Here is a 15,080-nt window from a genome sequence, read left to right on the forward strand (position 1 = left end):
TCACCACGATTCCCACGATCGCGACGACGACGACGGACCCGACCAGCAGCCGCGTCGGGTTGTCGGTACCGACGTCGGTCACGATCGAGTGCAACTGGGTGCCGACCGACACCGCGACCACGAAGCCGAGCAGGCCGCCGACGATCGTCGCGATCGCCCGCGCCGTGGTGCTCAGCAGCTTCCGCCGCTGGGAGATCAGCGCGACCAGCAGCGCCACGATCAGCACCACGAACCAGGCGCCGAACAGCGTCTCGTCGAAGCCGCGCAGGCGCTCCGGGACGTAGACGACGATGACCGCACCGAGGATGACGCCGAACTTGTTGCCGGAGCCGCCGATCACGACCGCGGCGAGGAACAGGATCGAGGTCAGGACGTCGAACGTGTCGGGGTTGATGAAGCCTTGGCGGCTGGCGAAGATACCGCCGGAGATGCCACCGACCGCCGCACCGATCGCGAACGCCCAGAGCTTGAACCGGAACGTCGGGACGCCCATCAGCTCGGCGGCGTCCTCGTCCTCGCGGATCGCGAGCCAGGCGCGGCCGACGCGGCTGCGCTCCAGGTTCGAGATGAGCACCAGGATGACGATGATGAACGCCAGGATCAGCCAGTAGAACGGCGTGATGTCGACGACGCCGAACAGCTTCGAGCCGTCGGCCTTCTCGCCGGGCGGCTTCGGGATGTTCGAGATACCCGACCGGTTGCCGAGCCACGACGTGTTGACCGCGGCCAGCCGGACGATCTCACCGAAGCCGAGCGTCACGATGGCCAGGTAGTCGCCGCGCAGGCGCAGCGTCGGGCCACCGAGGATGACGCCGGCGACCATCGCGATCGCGATGCCGATCGGCACGCAGATCAGCCACGGGTAGGCGGTGGCGAGATCGCTGGAGGGCGACCCGAACACCGACACCGTGTAGGCGCCGACCGCGTAGAAGCCGACGTACCCGAGGTCGAGCAGACCGGCGAAGCCGACGACGACGTTCAGGCCGATCGCGCAGAGCGCGAACGCGCCGACCAGGAACAAGACGCCCGAGAAGCTCGTGTTGGGCGTACCGATGACCGGGATGCCGGAACCGGTGGACGCGCGCAGGCTCTTGTCCCAGACCGGGAGCAGCACCAGCACGATCAGCAGTACCGCGGCCGGGACGTACCGGGCCGGGGTGGGCAGCCGGCCGAACCGGGACCGGAACGAGCCCATGGCCGCGGAGCGCCGATCGGCGATCGCGTCCGCGACCCGCAGCAGCGGCGACCCGGTGGCGGGCGCCGGCGGAGCCAGAGTGTCCTGAGTCATGCGCGGGCCCTCCCCAGCGACTCGCCGAGCAGACCGGTCGGCCGGAACATCAGGACCAGGATCAGGAAGACGAACGCGATGACGTCACGCCACTGCGACCCGATCACCGCCTGTCCCCAGTTCTCGACCAGACCCAGCAGCAGCCCGCCGAGCAGCGCGCCGCGCAGGTTACCGATACCGCCGAGCACCGCGGCGGTGAACGCCTTGAGGCCCAGCAGGAAGCCCGCGTTGAACTTCGTGACGCCGAACTGCAGGTTGTAGAGCACCGCGGCGACACCGGCCATCAGACCGCCGAGGACGAACGTCCACGCGATGACGCGGTCCTTGTTGACGCCCATCAGCGCGGCGGCGTCCGGGTCCATGGCCACCGCCCGGATACCGCGGCCGAGCCGGGTCCGGTTGATGATCGTGTCGAGCAGGATCATGACGCCGAACGCGGCGACGACGACCAGGATCATCTGGTTCGTGATCGACGCGCCGAGGAGCTCGAACTGCGTCGAGGGCTCGATCAGGTTGCCGACCGGCACGTTGTCGCGGCTGTAGAAGACGCCGAACGCCTCCGAGATCGCGATCGACGCGCCGATCGCGCTGATCAGGAAGACCAGGGGCGGCGCGTTGCGCTTACGCAGCGGGCGGTACGCGACCCGCTCGACGATCAGCGCGGTGGCACCCGACGCGGCCATCGCGGCGACCACGGCCGCGAAGATCACCGCGATCACGATCGCGACGCTCGGCACCGCCTCGTCCGCGCCGACACCCACCAGTCGAAGGGTGAGGATCGCCGCGAAGGTGCCGGTGACGAACACCTCGGAGTGCGCGAAGTTGATCAGGCGCAGGACGCCGTACACGAGCGTGTACCCCAGGGCGACGAGCGCATAGATCGCCCCCTGGGTGAAGCCGGTCGCTGTCAGCTGACCGAAGTTATCGAAGAGTGCAGAGAAGTCCATCTGCCAAAGTTCCAACCGGTGGGTTCGAGGGGCTACAGGGTGACGCTGCCGTTCGTGGCGGCAACGCCTGGCCTTGCACGACGAAGGCCGGGCGCCGCTCGGTGCCGGCGCCCGGCCTCGTCGTTACTCAGGAGAAGATCAGGCGGGCCGGAAATACGATCCGGCCCGGCGAAACTACTTGATCTCCTTGAGCGCGACGATCTTGCCGCCCTCGAACTTGTAGGCCCAGACGCCCTTGTCGGCGACCTCACCCTTGTCGTCGAACTTGACCTGCTTCGTGATGCCCTGCTTGTCGTAGGCGTTCACGAACTCGAGCATCTCGGCGCGGGTCTTCTTGCCGTCGGCGATGCCGTCGAGGAACACGGTCGCGGCGTCGTACGCCTCGGCCGAGTAGGTCGACGGGTCGGCGCTGAAGGCCTTCTTGTAGTCGTCGAAGAACGTGCCCGGGGCCTTCTCCGGCGGGAGGCACGGGCAGGTGACGATGGTGCCCTCAGCGGCGGCCGCACCGGCACCGTCGACGAACTTGACGTCCTTCACACCGTCGCCGGCGATCATCGTGATCGCCTGGCCACCGGCCTGGCTCAGCTGCTTGCGGAGCAGACCGGCCTCGTCGTAGTAACCACCGAAGTACACGGCGGTGGCACCGGACGAGCGGATGTCGGTGACGACCGCGGAGAAGTCGGTCTGACCGTCCTGGATCGTCTGCGACTTGACCACGGCGCTGCCGAGGTCCTTCTTGACGATGTCGGCGAGGCCCTTGCCGTACTCCGACGCGTCGTCGACGACGTAGACCTTCGTGGCCTTCAGGTCTTCCTTGATGTACTTCGCGGCCTGCGGGCCCTGCGCGTTGTCGCTACCGAGAACGCGGTGGAAGATCTTCCAGCCGTTCTCCGACAGCGCCGGGTTCGTCGCCGAGGCGGAGATGATCGGGAGACCGGCCTCCTCGAACGTCGGGCCGGTCGCCTTGGTCTCACCCGAGAACGCCGGGCCGACGACGCCGATGATCTTCTCGTCCTGGACGACCTCGGGAACGACCGTGGAAGCCTTCTCGGGCTTGCCCTCGGAGTCGTACTTCTTCAGCGTGACCTTGCAGTCCGCGTTCTTCTCGTTGTACTGGTCGACGGCCAGCTGGGCCCCGTTCGAGATGTTGATCCCGAGCGCCGCGTTGTCGCCGGTCTGCGGCCCGACGAACCCGATGATCAGGTCACAGGCCTTGTCGCCGCCGCTGGCGGACGACCCGCCCTCGTCGTCACCGCCGCTACTGCAGCCGGTGATGGCGAGCGCGACAGCGGCACTGACAGCCGCCACGCGCGCGAGGTTGCGAAGACGCACGAGTAAACCTCCACTAAACGTGGGCATGCCGTCCGTCACCGCTCTCGGCACGAATCCGCATCCCCCTGTGTGGGAGGGACTATAGGAGTGCCGTCACTGCTCTGACCAGCCTTGTTGGACGTCGTAACAGCAAAGTGATCAGAAGAAAGCTCGCGTTGGGGCGAAATCCGCACGTCGTGCGTCTGACCAGCAGAGAGTGACAACCCGGCCGTTACCCAATTGGGACGACCGGGTGCCCGAAAGGACTACTACCGCCTCAACTACCGGCTCGTTGCGTCTGCGTTTCCACGATGGTTTCGGCGACCAGTTTCATCGTGGTCCGGCGGTCCATGGCGGTGCGCTGGATCCAGCGGAACGCCTCCGGCTCGCTCATGCCCTGCTCCTGGAGCAGCCCCTTGGCCCGCTCGATCACCTTGCGGGTGGAGAGGCGCTCGGTGAGGTCGGTGACCTCCTTCTCGAGCGCGGTGATCTCGGCGAAGCGCGACACCGCCATCTCGATGGTGGGCAGCAGGTCCTTCTTCTGGAACGGCTTGACCAGGTAGGCCATCGCGCCCGCGCTGCGGGCCCGCTCGACCAGGTCGCGCTGGCTGAACGCGGTGAGAATCACCACCGGCGCGATGCGGTCGCCGGCGATGCGCTCGGCGGCGGCCAGCCCGTCGAGCACCGGCATCTTGACGTCCAGGATCACCAGGTCGGGGCGGAGCTCTTCGGCGAGCTCGATCGCCTTCTGGCCGTCACCGGCCTCACCGACCACCTCGTAGCCCTCTTCGACCAGCATCTCCTTCAGATCGAGGCGGATCAGTGCCTCGTCCTCGGCGATGAGGACGCGTCGCGTCGTAGCTGCGGTTTCGGCGGCGGCCGAAGCCGGGTTGGACGCCGGAGACTCAGCCATGGGGCCTCCTCTGGGTTGACGTGGAGCCGTGCTCGCGCACCCCGGGTCGCGGGGTGTCGGAGACCGACGGCTGATGGTGCCTGCTGGCGAGCAGCGTACCGGGCTAAGCTGTCAGAGCTTCCGTGCGCGGGCCGTGAACCGGCTGCCGGTCTCTTTCGGCTGCCCGATTCACAGTGCGCAGATGTTGCGGAGGCAGGTCGCGCGGTGGTAACTCATGCTCACCACCCCGCCGGGATGGAGGAATGGCAGACTCGGACGCCTCAAAAGCGTCTGCCCGAAAGGGCGTGCGGGTTCGAATCCCGCTCCCGGCACCACCGGAAAGGCCTGGCCGCCGCAGCGGCCAGGCCTTTTGTTCTGAATGGGTTCAGCCCAATGACCCGATCCGGTGGACGCGGACGGTGTTGGTCGCGCCGGCCTGGTTCGGCGGCGTGCCCGCGACGATGACGACGCTGTCGCCCTGCGAGCACCAGCCGGCCTCCTGCAGCAGCGTGTCGACCTGCTTCACCATGTCGTCGGTGTGCTCGACCGACGGTGAGAGAAACGTCTCGACACCCCAGGACAGCGCGAGCTGGTTGCGCACGCTCTCGATCGGTGTGAACGCGAGCAGCGGCAGCTGGGTGTGCAGACGGGCGACGCGGCGCACGGTGTCGCCGGTGAGCGTGAACGCCACCAGGGCCTTGGCCTCGATGACCTCGCCGATCTGGCGCGCGGCGGCCGCGATGGCGCCACCCTGCGTCCTCGGCGCGTGCAGCAGCGACGGGACCGGCGTCTTCGACTCCTCGACCGTCTCGATGATCTTGCCCATCGTGCGGACGGTGAGGATCGGGTAGCGCCCGACGCTGGTCTCGGCCGAGAGCATCAGCGCGTCGGCGCCGTCGAGGACGGCGTTCGCGACGTCGGAGGTCTCCGCGCGGGTCGGGCGCGAGTTCTCGATCATCGAGTCGAGCATCTGGGTCGCGACGATCACCGGGCGGGCGTTCTCACGCGCCAGCTGGATCGCGCGCTTCTGCACCAGCGGCACCTGCTCCAGCGGGAGCTCGACGCCCAGGTCGCCGCGGGCGACCATCAGCCCGTCGAACGCCAGCACGATCTGCTCGAGGTGGTCGACCGCCTCGGGCTTCTCGATCTTCGCGATGACCGGGACCCGGCGGCCCTCCTCGTCCATGATCGCGTGGACGAGCTTGATGTCGTCGGGCGAGCGGACGAAGGAGAGCGCGATCATGTCGGCGCCGAGACGGAGGGCGAAGCGGAGGTCCTCCGCGTCCTTCTCCGAGAGTGCGGGCACGCTGATCTTCACGTTGGGCAGCGAGAGGCCCTTGTTGTTGCTGACCGGACCACCCTCGAGAACCAGGCAGCGGATGTCGTTGCCCTCGACGCCGGTGACCTCGAGGGCCAGCTTGCCGTCGTCGATCAGCAGCCGGTCGCCGATCGCGACCTCGTTGGCCAGCTTGCGGTAGGTGGTGGAGACCCGGTCGTGATCGCCGAGGATGTCGTCGGTGGTGATCGAGACGACCTCGCCGGTCTTCCACTCGACAGGACCCTCGGCGAACTTACCGAGGCGGATCTTGGGTCCCTGCAGGTCGGCGAGAACACCGACCGCCTTGCCGGTGGCCTCGGCGGCCTCCCGGACCCGTTGGTAGACCCCTTCGTGGTCGGCGTGTGCACCGTGGCTGAAGTTCAGCCTGGCGATGTTCATACCGGCGTCGACCAGCGCGCGGAGGCGCTCTGACGACGCGGTCGCCGGTCCGATGGTGCACACGATTTTGGCTCGACGCGTCATGAGGTCAAGGTAGCCCTCCTAGTGAACCGATTCACATCCCTCCCGTGGCTGATAGATGGCAACTAGGGTGCTATAGGCGGAGAGACGTGTGCCGGGGCGGCGATATCGTGGTGCCCGTGGCTGCATATGAGTACCGCTGTCGGGAGTGTCGCACCACCTTTGAGGTGCGACGTTCGGTGCACGAGAGCACCCCGTCGGTGGTGTTGTGCCCCGCGGGTCACGCGGCGACCTCGCGGGTGTTCTCCGCCGTCGCCGTGGGTGGGGGCGCGTCCGCGCCGGCTCCGGCCGGATCGGCCGGGGGCGGGTGCTGCGGCGGGGGTTGCTGCGGCTGAGGTCGCCCGGCCGTCATGACGTCGGTTTCGTGAGGTCGTAAACGGTCTGGCTGCCGACGGTGGTGGCGGTGTAGTGCTGCTCCACCCAGGTGGAGATGGCGCCGGCGGTGCCGCGGTCACCGCCCCGGCCACCGCCCCGGCCACCGCCGCCCATTCCGCCGCCGACGAAGTAGTGGATCCGGCCTTCGGCGACCCACTGCTGGAACCGGGCGAGCGTGGGGGCGGGGTCGCCGCCGCTGAAGCCGCCGATCGGGATGACCGCGCGGTCGCTCTCCAGCTGGAGGGCCGAGGCGCTCTGGGAGCCGATCGCGGCCGCGGCCCACTTCGTGGTGGTCTTCTTCAGCAGCGCGACGACTGCGGCGTCGGCCTGCCCGCCGCGCCCGAAGCCCGGCCCACCGTTCGCACCTGGAGTGCCCGGCGCCGATCCACCCGGCGCGGTTCCACCCGGCGCGGTTCCACCCGGCGCGGTTCCACCCGGCGCGGTTCCACCCGGCGCCGTACCACCCGGCGCCGTGCCGCCAGGCGGGTTGCCGCCTTGCGCAGTGCCGCCCGGACCGTTGCCGTTCGGGACGTTGCCGTTCGGGACGTTGCCGTTCGGGACGTTGCCGTTCGGGACGTTGCCGTTCGGGACGTTGCCGTTCGGGACGTTGCCGCCCGGGAGGTTCGGGGCGCCGGGGAAGTCGCCGCCGGGGAACTGGCCTCGGCGGGTGCCGGGGCCGCCGAAGCCGCCGGTGCCCGCCGGGCCCGCGGTCGGGGTCGAGCCGGTGTGCGGGGTCGCCGCGGTCTGCGCGGCGTACGCGGCCGGCCCGGCCAGCACGGCGACGGCCCCGACGGCGGCCCCGACCACCGCGACCCGCCGAGCCGGACGCGCCCCGACGAGCAGCGCCAGCGCCCCGAGCACCCCGGCGACCAGCACGACCCACCGCAGCCAGGGGTTCCAGTCGGCCGCGCGCCCGAGCAGCTCCCACGCCACCCAGGCCGACACCGCGACCAGCCCCGCGAGCCCGACCCGCCCGGCGACGCTCCCCCGCACCCGCCAGAGCTCACGACCACCGATCGCGAGCGTCGCCGCGACCCCGGGCGCGAGCGCGACGTTGTAGTACGAGTGGAAGATGCCTTCCATGTAGCTGAAGATCCCGGCGGTCACGACCAGCCACCCGCCCCACAGGATCAACCCGGCCCGCACCCGGTCGGTACGCGCCGCCCGCCGCGTGAGCCACAGCCCGGCCACCAGCGCCACCACCGCCGCCGGCAGGAACCACGCGATCTGCGTCCCCATCTGCTCGTTGAGCAGCCGGGTCAGTCCGGTCGTGCCGCCGAAGCCACCGCCGCCGAAGCCACCGCCACCGAAGCCACCGCCGCCGGGCCCCCCGCCCGGGCCGCCTCCGCCCCCGGAGACGACCCGGTCGAGCCCGTTGTAGCCGAACGCGAGCCCCAGAAACGTGTTGTCCCCCGATCCGCCGAGGTAGGGCCGGCTCTCCGCCGGCCACAGCATCGTCGCGACGACGTACCACCCCGCCGCGACGACCAGCGCGGCCCCGCCGACGAGCAGCTGCCCCATGCGCCGCCAGAGCCCGGTCGGCGCGCACACCAGGTACACCAGCGCCAGCGCCGGCAGCACCAGGAACGACTGCAGGGTCTTGGTGAGGAACGCGAACCCCAGCGCGACCCCGGCCAACGCCAGCCACCACGTGCCGCCCCGCGACGCCGCCGCGTCCACGGCCCGCGTCACGCAGTACGCCGCCGCGAGCATCAGCAGCACGAGCAGGGCGTCCGGATTGTTGAACCGGAACATGAGCACGACGACCGGCGTGACCGCGAACGACGCGGCGGCGGCCAGGCCGGCCGCGGGGCCGGACCAGCGGCGGACGGCCGCGTAGAGCAGCCAGACCGAGGCCACGCCCATCAGCGCCTCGGGCACCAGCATGCTCCAGCTGGAGAAGCCGAAGATCCGCCCGGACAGCGCCATCACCCACATCGCCGCCGGTGGCTTGTCGACGGTGATGACGTTGCCCCAGTCGGACGAGGCGAAGAAGAACGACGTCCAGCTCTTCGTGCCCGCCTGCACCGCCGCGGCGTAGAAGTCGTTGGACCAGCCCGACGCCCCGAGGTCCCAGAGGTAGAGCAGGGCCGCCACCGCCAGGATCACCAGCAGCGCGGGACGGACCCAGGCGGGGTCGCGCGGGCGGGTGGTCGCCGCCGGGGTCGAGCTTCGTTCGTCGGTCGCAGTCTCCAGCACGGAGCCGACGATCGACGACGAACCTGGCACCAGACTGAGTCACACCCCAGAACAACCTGTGCCTTCGGCGGTTGCTCTGACCCGGAGCCCGCCCAGGGCGGCCCACCTACCGGAAGATCATGCAGGTGGTGGTGGCGTGGGCCAGGAGTTTGCCGGCGCTGTCGGTGACGCGGCCGTCCGCGGTGGCCACCCGGCCCCCGACGTGGATCACCTCGCCGACGCAGGTCAGCGTTCCGGCGTCCAACGTGATGGCTTTGACGTAGTTGACCTTCAGTTCGAGCGTGGTGTAGCCGACGCCGGCGGGCAGCGTGGTGTGCACGGCGCAGCCCATCGCCGAGTCGAGCAGCGTGGCGTGGATGCCGCCGTGCACGGTGCCGAGCGGGTTCGAGAACTCCCGCCTGGTGTCGAGCGTGAACACGACGCGGCCCTCGTCGGCCTCGACCATCTGCATGCCCAGCAGCTGGGCGATGTTCGGGGGTGGGGCCTCGCCGGTGGCGATCGCGCGGATGAGCTCGAGACCGGAGAGGCCGGCCCGGCCGTGAAGGGCGGACGGATCCGACTGTCCCGGTCGGGTCGTGGTCACGGCGTCTCCCTGCCTCGGTGAGTTCTGTTTCGGAACCTAGCAGCTCAGATAGGATCTTGGGATGCGATGGTCGGAGATCGGCGGGGAGCGGTGCTCGATTGCCCGGACGCTGTCGGTGGTCGGTGAGCGCTGGACGATGCTCGTGTTGCGGGAGTCGTTCCGCGGTGTGCGGCGGTTCGAGGACTTCCAGCAGCGCACCGGGGCGTCGCGGCCGGTGCTGGCCGAGCGGCTTCGGCAGCTCACCGCCGACGACGTGCTGCGGCGCGAGCGGTACGCCGAGAAACCCGACCGGTACGAGTACCGGCTCACCGCGAAGGGGCTGGAGCTGTATCCGGTGATCGTGTCGCTGATGAGTTGGGGCGATCGGTGGATGGACGACGGCAGCGGGCCGCCGGTGCGGCTCACCCACGTGCACTGCGAAGGGCCGCTCGCCCCCACCCTCGCGTGCGGTACCTGCGGTGACCCGGTCACCGCCCGCGACGTCCGCGCGACCCCCTCCGCACCCGCCACCTGACCCGACCGCCTCGCGCGGCCCGCCCAGAGCGGCCCGCACGAACCGGCCCGCACGAGGCGGTCCCGCACGAACCCGGCCCCGCACGAACCCGGCCCCGCACGAACCCAGCCCCGCACGAACCCGGCCCCGCACGAACCCGGCCCCGCACAAACCAGCCCCGCACAAACCGGCCCCGCACGAACCAGCCCCGCACGAACCGGCCGAGGCTGCGAAGCGGGCGGGGCCGCGGGAGCGGTCAGAGCACGTGGATCGCGTAGGCGCCGAAGCCGGCCGAGAGCGCCACCGCCACCGGCCCGATCCGGCGCAGGACACCCGTCCACTCGGCCTCGAAACGGCGGGTGGCCCACACCAGCCCGGCCAGCACCACGCAGTGCACCGGGAGCCACAGCAGGCGCCAGCCCGCCCAGCCGAGACCGTCCGGCAGCTCGTGGAGCCCGGGCAGATCGGCCGTGACCAGCGTCAACACGACGAGCGCGAGCTGGTGCCAGCAGAACACGGTGAGCGCGACCAGGTTCAGCATCGCCACCGCCGCCCATCGCCGCGGTGACCGCAGGAACGCCGCCAGCCGGTCGCGCAGCAGTACGGCCAGCCCGCACTGCGCCATCGCCAGCGCCACGACCAGCAGGGACGGCGGGTGCGAGTTCACCCGTCCGGCGCCGGGAACGCCGACCACGCTCGCCGGGTAACCGAACCACAGCACCAGCGCCACCAGCAGGACCACGCCGACGCCCGCGAGCGCCGCCGACGCCCGCCGCGACAGCCGCCCCCGGGCCCAGGCGACGCCGAGCACGTACGCGAACGCCCAGCCCGGCAGCACGTTGAGCAACCCGATCCAGCCCGGGACGCCGTCCACCCCGTAGCGCAGGGCGTCGACGACCGCGACGGTCACCACCAGCGGCAACGCGGCCCAGGCCCCCATCCGGCGCACCGCCGCGACCACCAGCGGCGTCAGCGCGGTCACCACCCCGTACACCGCGATGAACCACAGCGGCTGGATGACGAGCGCGGTCGTGGTGCGCAGCGTCCCGGCCGGCACCCCGGCCAGCGCCAGTAGCGGGAACGCGCAGGCCAGCACCGCGGTCACCGCGATCACCGGCCGGGTCAGCCGGACCAGCCGGCGGCGGATCCAGGGGCCGTACGCGCGGCCCTCCAGGCCCCGCGCCGCCGAGTACCCACCGACCAGGAAGAACAGCGCCAGCAGCTGGAGCACCCAGCTCAGCGGCGCGAAGTCCGGCAGCGCGGTGAGCGGGCTGCGTACCCGCAGCGCTCCCGAGGCGTCCGGCACCAGCGCCATGACCAGGAAGTGACCGACGACGACGCCGACCACGGCCAGAGCACGCAGACCGTCGAGCGCCCGGTCCCGGTTCGCCGGAGTAGCGGCTTCGATGCGCGTCACGAACGAGTTCTGAGTCATCGCAGCGTCACCTCCGCCGCGTGTCCGAGCACGATCCGGGTGATGTTCGCCAGCGACTCGGTGCCTTCGGCGTAGTACTGGTCGTGGCCGACGGCCGTGCCGGTACGGAACACCCGCGCGCCGAATTCCGGGTCGACCGGTGACGTGCCGTGCCCCAGCCCGAGCACGCGGACCGCCGGGGTGATGCGGATCGGGTCGTCGGCGGTGCGTGCGGCCCAGACGCGGGCGGTGGTGCGCAGGTCGGACGCCGTGCCGACGTCCATGCCCGGCGAGCCGAGCGCGACCACCTCGTCGACCGGCGAACCGGGGAGCGCGCGGCCGCAGACCACCGTGCCGTAGCTGTGGCAGAGCAGGCTGACGTGCACGGCCGGCAGGCTGTGCAGGAACCGTCGCAGGGCACCGGCGCCGGCGATCGCCCTGGCCGATCCGATCGCGGCCAGGTCCACCCGCTCCGGAGCGTCGTAGCCGAGCCAGACCACGATCGCCGCGTCCTCGCCGAGCGCGCGCTGTAAGACGACCGCGTTGGCCAGCGGGGACACCCGGTGAGCGGAGGGCCAGCGCAGCACGTTGTCCAGCCGCCAGCTGCTGCCGGGCACGAGGACCGCGATGTGCTTCGCCCGCTCCAGGTCGCCGACGACCTGCACGACCCGCCCGTCGCCGCGCGGGTCGTAGGCCAGCGTGCGTCCGGGCCGCGTCCGCTCGGTCGGCCGGAGACCGGCGACCGCGTTCACCGCGAGCACCTGCTCCACCGCCGGGGTGGGGGCCGCGGTCACCATGGACTCGTTGGCGGCGTAACGCATCGTGAGCGGAATGCCGTCGAGGTTGCCGATCGTGGCCGGCGCGAGCCGCACCAGGTCGTCGCGTTGGCGCGGGGTCAGCCGGTCGGCGAACGCCGCCACCTCGGAGGGGGACGCGGTGGCCGGGTCGGGCACGTCCGCGCGGTCGAGCCCGGGGGCGATCGTCGTGACGACGCTGGTCCACGCCTCCGCACCGAGGGGAGCCTGGGGACGTGAGGAGGGGTTGCCGGTCGCCCACCACCCGGTGGCGGCGATCGAGCCGACAAGGAGCAATCCACTGAGGAGGAGAACGAGGCTGGCCTTCATGCCTCAGACGCTAGAAATTTCCGCGTCCTGAATCGTCACGCTGCGGAGTCCAGCCTGACTCCCTCTCAGGTATCGGTCCCGCGATCGACCCTTAGTACCCCTACCCCACCAGCCCGCGCTGGTAGGCGAATACGACCGCCTGCGTGCGGTCGCGGAGGTTGAGCTTGGTCAGGATGTGTCCGACGTGCGTCTTGATCGTCTGCTCGGCGAGGAAGAGCTCGGCGGCGATCTCGGCGTTGGAGAGCCCGCGGGCGATCAACCCGAGCACCTCGCGCTCGCGCGGCGTCAGCTCGGTGACGGCCCCACCAGGCAGATCACGCTTCCGGCGGCGGGCGAAGTCACCGATAAGGCGCCGCGTGACCGACGGGGCGAGCAGTGCGTCACCCCGCGCGACGACACGCACCGCGTTGAGCAGGTCCGCGCCCGGCGCGTCCTTGAGCAGGAAGCCGCTCGCTCCGGCGGAGAGCGCGTCGTACACGTACTCGTCGAGGTCGAACGTCGTCAGCACGAGGATCTTCGGGGCGTCGTCCTCCGGCGTCTCCCCCAGGATCTCGGCGGTCGCGGCGATGCCGTCGAGCACCGGCATCCGCACGTCCATCACGATGACGTCGGGCGTGAGGCTGCGCGCCAGCTCCACCGCCTCGCGGCCGTTGCCGGCCTGTCCCACCACCTCGACGTCGCCCGCGGCGGTCAGCAGCGTCGCCAGACCGTCCCGAATCATCACCTGGTCGTCGGCGACCACCACCCGGATCGTCATGGACGCACCTTATTGGGTTGCCACCCGGCCGTAGATTGGAGGACGTGCTGACCGAAGGAGAGAGGGCCCGACGGCCCCGCGGCGGGCTGTTGCCCTGCGGGGTTCGCTAGCCCTTCCAGGCGAGCCCCGGCCCATCTCCTCGCTTGGAGCACCCCCATGCCACGGCTTTCCCGTAACCGTGTCTTCTACCGACGGCTCTGGTTGAACCGTCCGGGCTTCCACAGCACGGCGTACGTGCTGTCGGAGATCAAACTGCAGCCGGACGACCAGGGTCTCGACCTTCTCGCTCAGTTCCAGCTCGCGGATTGTTCCCGTTCGGCGCGACTCGACTTCGACGTCTACTCGAACACCCCCGAGCCCGATCGCAAGAACATGCTGCGCAAGGCCCGTCTTCTGCGTCAGTCGGTGAACGATTTCTGCGACGCGCTCGAAGCCGCCGCCGCCGAACAGAAGAAGGCCACGAAGAAGCGCCCGCGCAAGTCCGCCTGATCCGTTCGGTCAGGCCGGAATGCCCGCGCCCGGAAGCCCCGCTCCCGGGCGCGGGGATTCCGCGGTCGGCAGTACCGCGGTCACCGCCCAGCCCCCACCCGGGCGAGGCCCGGCGGACATTTCCCCGCCGAGCATCGCCGTGCGCTCCCGGATCCCCACCAGCCCGTGCCCGCCCCCGAGCGACGCCCGCTCCGCGGCTTCGGCCGCCGCCGCGCCCCGGCGTGCTCCGAGCTCGCGGGACCCGTCGGACGGTGCGGGGACGCCACCCGCTCCTACGGCGGCGCGCTGATCGACGTCGGCGGCGGAGTTGGTGACCGACAGGTGCAGGGCCTCGGGCCCGTACCGGACCTCGACCCCCACCTCGCTGCCGGGCGCGTAGCGCGTGGCGTTGCTGAGCGCCTCCTGCAGGATGCGGTAGGCGGAGACGTCGACGGCCGCGGACAGCGGGCGGGGCACGCCGACGACCGCGGGCTTCACCCGGAGACCGCCGGACCGGGCGTGCTCCACCAGGTCCTCGAGGAGCTCCAGGCCGGGCGCAGGAGCCCGCTCGGCGGCCTCCTCCTCCGACCGCAGCAGGCCCACGACCGTGCGGGTCTCGGTGAGCGCCTCCCGCGCGGCCTTGTTGAGCTGGGCGAAGATCTCGGCCGCCGCGGGCGGGAGGTCGGGCACCTTCAGCGGCGCCGCCTCGGACTGGATCGCGATCATCGTCATGTGGTGCGCGACCACGTCGTGCAGTTCGCGGGCGATCCGGCCGCGTTCCTCGAGCACCGCCTGGCGGGCCAGGTCCCGTTTGCGGAGGGCACGCTGCTCGTCGAGGCGGGCCTGGATGCTGCGGCGGCTGCCGACCGCGTCGCCGAACAGCAGCCCGGCGAACGCGGCCGCCGCGAGGATGTCACCGATCCAGAACGGCATGCCGGCCATCGCCCCGAACCCGAACACCGCGACCGAGCTCAGGACGCCGACCCCGAACCAGATCCGGCGCGGATGGGACGCCCCGATCAGAACGAGCGTCAGCAGCATCGCGACGCACGCGGTGACCGGCCACGGCCACACCACGCCCTCGCGCGGGCCGAACGTGACCGCGAGCGGCGTAACGAGGAAGAAGACGATCATGACGCGCCAGGCCAGCAGCGGCCGGGCCGGCGCGACGACGAGCGGCAACGCCAGGCCGAGCCCCAGGAAGGCGGCCAGCACGCTCGGCACCCGCAGCGTCAGCACCAGTTCGGCGATCGTGCCGCCGGTGAGACCGCCGCCGACGAGCACCGAGGCCACCCCGAGCACCCACCGCCGCCACCCGCGCCGGGGCAGCCACGGACGCCCCTGCTCGGGCTTGATCGGCGCGCGGACGGCCGCGTCCCACAGTCCGAGGAAGTAGGACGCGACCGTTCTCATGGGCCCGAGATTACGGCG

The 15,080-nt window shown here is 71.0% G+C and carries 13 protein-coding genes, 1 tRNA gene and 1 pseudogene; 4 read left to right on the forward strand and 11 right to left on the reverse strand.

Annotated elements, in window-relative coordinates; translation table 11 throughout:
• Positions 1-154: 154 nt before the first annotated feature.
• The 4 genes and pseudogenes from CRYAR_RS49220 to CRYAR_RS32350 all read right to left on the reverse strand — a co-directional run.
• Positions 155-1,195 (reverse strand): annotated as a pseudogene (locus tag CRYAR_RS49220) (branched-chain amino acid ABC transporter permease); the annotation flags it as partial.
• Between the two features lie 89 nt (positions 1,196-1,284).
• Positions 1,285-2,235, reverse strand: coding sequence for a branched-chain amino acid ABC transporter permease (locus tag CRYAR_RS32340; protein ID WP_035857020.1), 951 nt, complete (start codon positions 2,233-2,235; stop codon positions 1,285-1,287).
• A gap of 174 nt (positions 2,236-2,409) precedes the next feature.
• Positions 2,410-3,543, reverse strand: coding sequence for a branched-chain amino acid ABC transporter substrate-binding protein (locus CRYAR_RS32345; RefSeq protein WP_211247747.1), 1,134 nt, complete (start codon positions 3,541-3,543; stop codon positions 2,410-2,412).
• Between the two features lie 280 nt (positions 3,544-3,823).
• Positions 3,824-4,459, reverse strand: coding sequence for an ANTAR domain-containing response regulator (locus tag CRYAR_RS32350; protein WP_035857022.1), 636 nt, complete (start codon positions 4,457-4,459; stop codon positions 3,824-3,826).
• A gap of 228 nt (positions 4,460-4,687) precedes the next feature.
• Between CRYAR_RS32350 and CRYAR_RS32355 the strand changes: the two genes are divergently transcribed.
• Positions 4,688-4,773 (forward strand) — tRNA-Leu (locus tag CRYAR_RS32355).
• A 50-nt stretch (positions 4,774-4,823) separates the two neighbouring features.
• On the opposite strand, the gene pyk is transcribed toward CRYAR_RS32355, so the two are convergent.
• Positions 4,824-6,239, reverse strand: coding sequence for a pyruvate kinase (pyk, locus tag CRYAR_RS32360; RefSeq protein ID WP_035857023.1), 1,416 nt, complete (start codon positions 6,237-6,239; stop codon positions 4,824-4,826).
• A gap of 116 nt (positions 6,240-6,355) precedes the next feature.
• On the opposite strand from pyk, the gene CRYAR_RS51005 reads away from it, so the two are divergent.
• Positions 6,356-6,571, forward strand: coding sequence for an FmdB family zinc ribbon protein (locus CRYAR_RS51005; protein ID WP_084702006.1), 216 nt, complete (start codon positions 6,356-6,358; stop codon positions 6,569-6,571).
• 13 nt (positions 6,572-6,584) lie between these two features.
• On the opposite strand, the gene CRYAR_RS32365 is transcribed toward CRYAR_RS51005, so the two are convergent.
• Complete coding sequence (locus CRYAR_RS32365) at positions 6,585-8,810, reverse strand: glycosyltransferase family 39 protein (protein ID WP_211247748.1); 2,226 nt, start codon at positions 8,808-8,810, stop codon at positions 6,585-6,587.
• A gap of 106 nt (positions 8,811-8,916) precedes the next feature.
• The gene (locus CRYAR_RS32370; protein WP_035857024.1) at positions 8,917-9,393 is read right to left on the reverse strand and encodes a PaaI family thioesterase; all 477 of its coding nucleotides are present in this window, start codon (positions 9,391-9,393) and stop codon (positions 8,917-8,919) included.
• Between the two features lie 61 nt (positions 9,394-9,454).
• Between CRYAR_RS32370 and CRYAR_RS32375 the strand changes: the two genes are divergently transcribed.
• The gene (locus tag CRYAR_RS32375) at positions 9,455-9,907 is read left to right on the forward strand and encodes a winged helix-turn-helix transcriptional regulator (protein ID WP_035857025.1); all 453 of its coding nucleotides are present in this window, start codon (positions 9,455-9,457) and stop codon (positions 9,905-9,907) included.
• A 235-nt stretch (positions 9,908-10,142) separates the two neighbouring features.
• Here CRYAR_RS32375 and CRYAR_RS32380 read toward each other — a convergent pair whose 3' ends face one another.
• The 3 genes from CRYAR_RS32380 to CRYAR_RS32390 all read right to left on the reverse strand — a co-directional run bounded on the left by CRYAR_RS32380 (position 10,143) and on the right by CRYAR_RS32390 (position 13,181).
• Complete coding sequence (locus CRYAR_RS32380; RefSeq protein ID WP_035857026.1) at positions 10,143-11,321, reverse strand: acyltransferase family protein; 1,179 nt, start codon at positions 11,319-11,321, stop codon at positions 10,143-10,145.
• Positions 11,318-12,424 carry an alpha/beta hydrolase gene (locus CRYAR_RS32385; protein WP_035857027.1) on the reverse strand — a complete coding sequence of 369 codons (1,107 nt, stop codon included), beginning with the start codon at positions 12,422-12,424 and terminating at the stop codon, positions 11,318-11,320. Before CRYAR_RS32385 ends, CRYAR_RS32380 begins: the two co-directional genes overlap by 4 nt.
• Before the next feature lie 100 nt (positions 12,425-12,524).
• Positions 12,525-13,181, reverse strand: a complete 657-nt coding sequence (locus CRYAR_RS32390) for a response regulator (RefSeq protein ID WP_035857028.1) — start codon at positions 13,179-13,181, stop codon at positions 12,525-12,527.
• Between the two features lie 234 nt (positions 13,182-13,415).
• Between CRYAR_RS32390 and CRYAR_RS32395 the strand changes: the two genes are divergently transcribed.
• Positions 13,416-13,670, forward strand: a complete 255-nt coding sequence (locus CRYAR_RS32395; protein WP_157018256.1) for a hypothetical protein — start codon at positions 13,416-13,418, stop codon at positions 13,668-13,670.
• 9 nt (positions 13,671-13,679) lie between these two features.
• On the opposite strand, the gene CRYAR_RS43935 is transcribed toward CRYAR_RS32395, so the two are convergent.
• A complete protein-coding gene (locus CRYAR_RS43935; RefSeq protein ID WP_051571235.1) occupies positions 13,680-15,062 on the reverse strand; it encodes a sensor histidine kinase in 1,383 nt (460 codons plus the stop codon).
• Positions 15,063-15,080: the final 18 nt, after the last annotated feature.

Source organism: Cryptosporangium arvum DSM 44712 (genome assembly GCF_000585375.1).
GTDB lineage: Bacteria > Actinomycetota > Actinomycetes > Mycobacteriales > Cryptosporangiaceae > Cryptosporangium > Cryptosporangium arvum.

Excerpts from the sequence above, each read along its gene's own strand:
- CRYAR_RS32340 (WP_035857020.1), bottom strand. The coding sequence starts at position 2,235 with ATGGACTTCTCTGCACTCTTCGATAACTTCGGTCAGCTGACAGCGACC.
- CRYAR_RS32350 (WP_035857022.1), bottom strand. The coding sequence starts at position 4,459 with ATGGCTGAGTCTCCGGCGTCCAACCCGGCTTCGGCCGCCGCCGAAACC.
- pyk (WP_035857023.1), bottom strand. The coding sequence starts at position 6,239 with ATGACGCGTCGAGCCAAAATCGTGTGCACCATCGGACCGGCGACCGCG.
- CRYAR_RS32375 (WP_035857025.1), top strand. The coding sequence starts at position 9,455 with ATGCGATGGTCGGAGATCGGCGGGGAGCGGTGCTCGATTGCCCGGACG.
- CRYAR_RS32380 (WP_035857026.1), bottom strand. The coding sequence starts at position 11,321 with ATGACTCAGAACTCGTTCGTGACGCGCATCGAAGCCGCTACTCCGGCG.
- CRYAR_RS32385 (WP_035857027.1), bottom strand. The coding sequence starts at position 12,424 with ATGAAGGCCAGCCTCGTTCTCCTCCTCAGTGGATTGCTCCTTGTCGGC.
- CRYAR_RS32390 (WP_035857028.1), bottom strand. The coding sequence starts at position 13,181 with ATGACGATCCGGGTGGTGGTCGCCGACGACCAGGTGATGATTCGGGAC.
- CRYAR_RS43935 (WP_051571235.1), bottom strand. The coding sequence starts at position 15,062 with ATGAGAACGGTCGCGTCCTACTTCCTCGGACTGTGGGACGCGGCCGTC.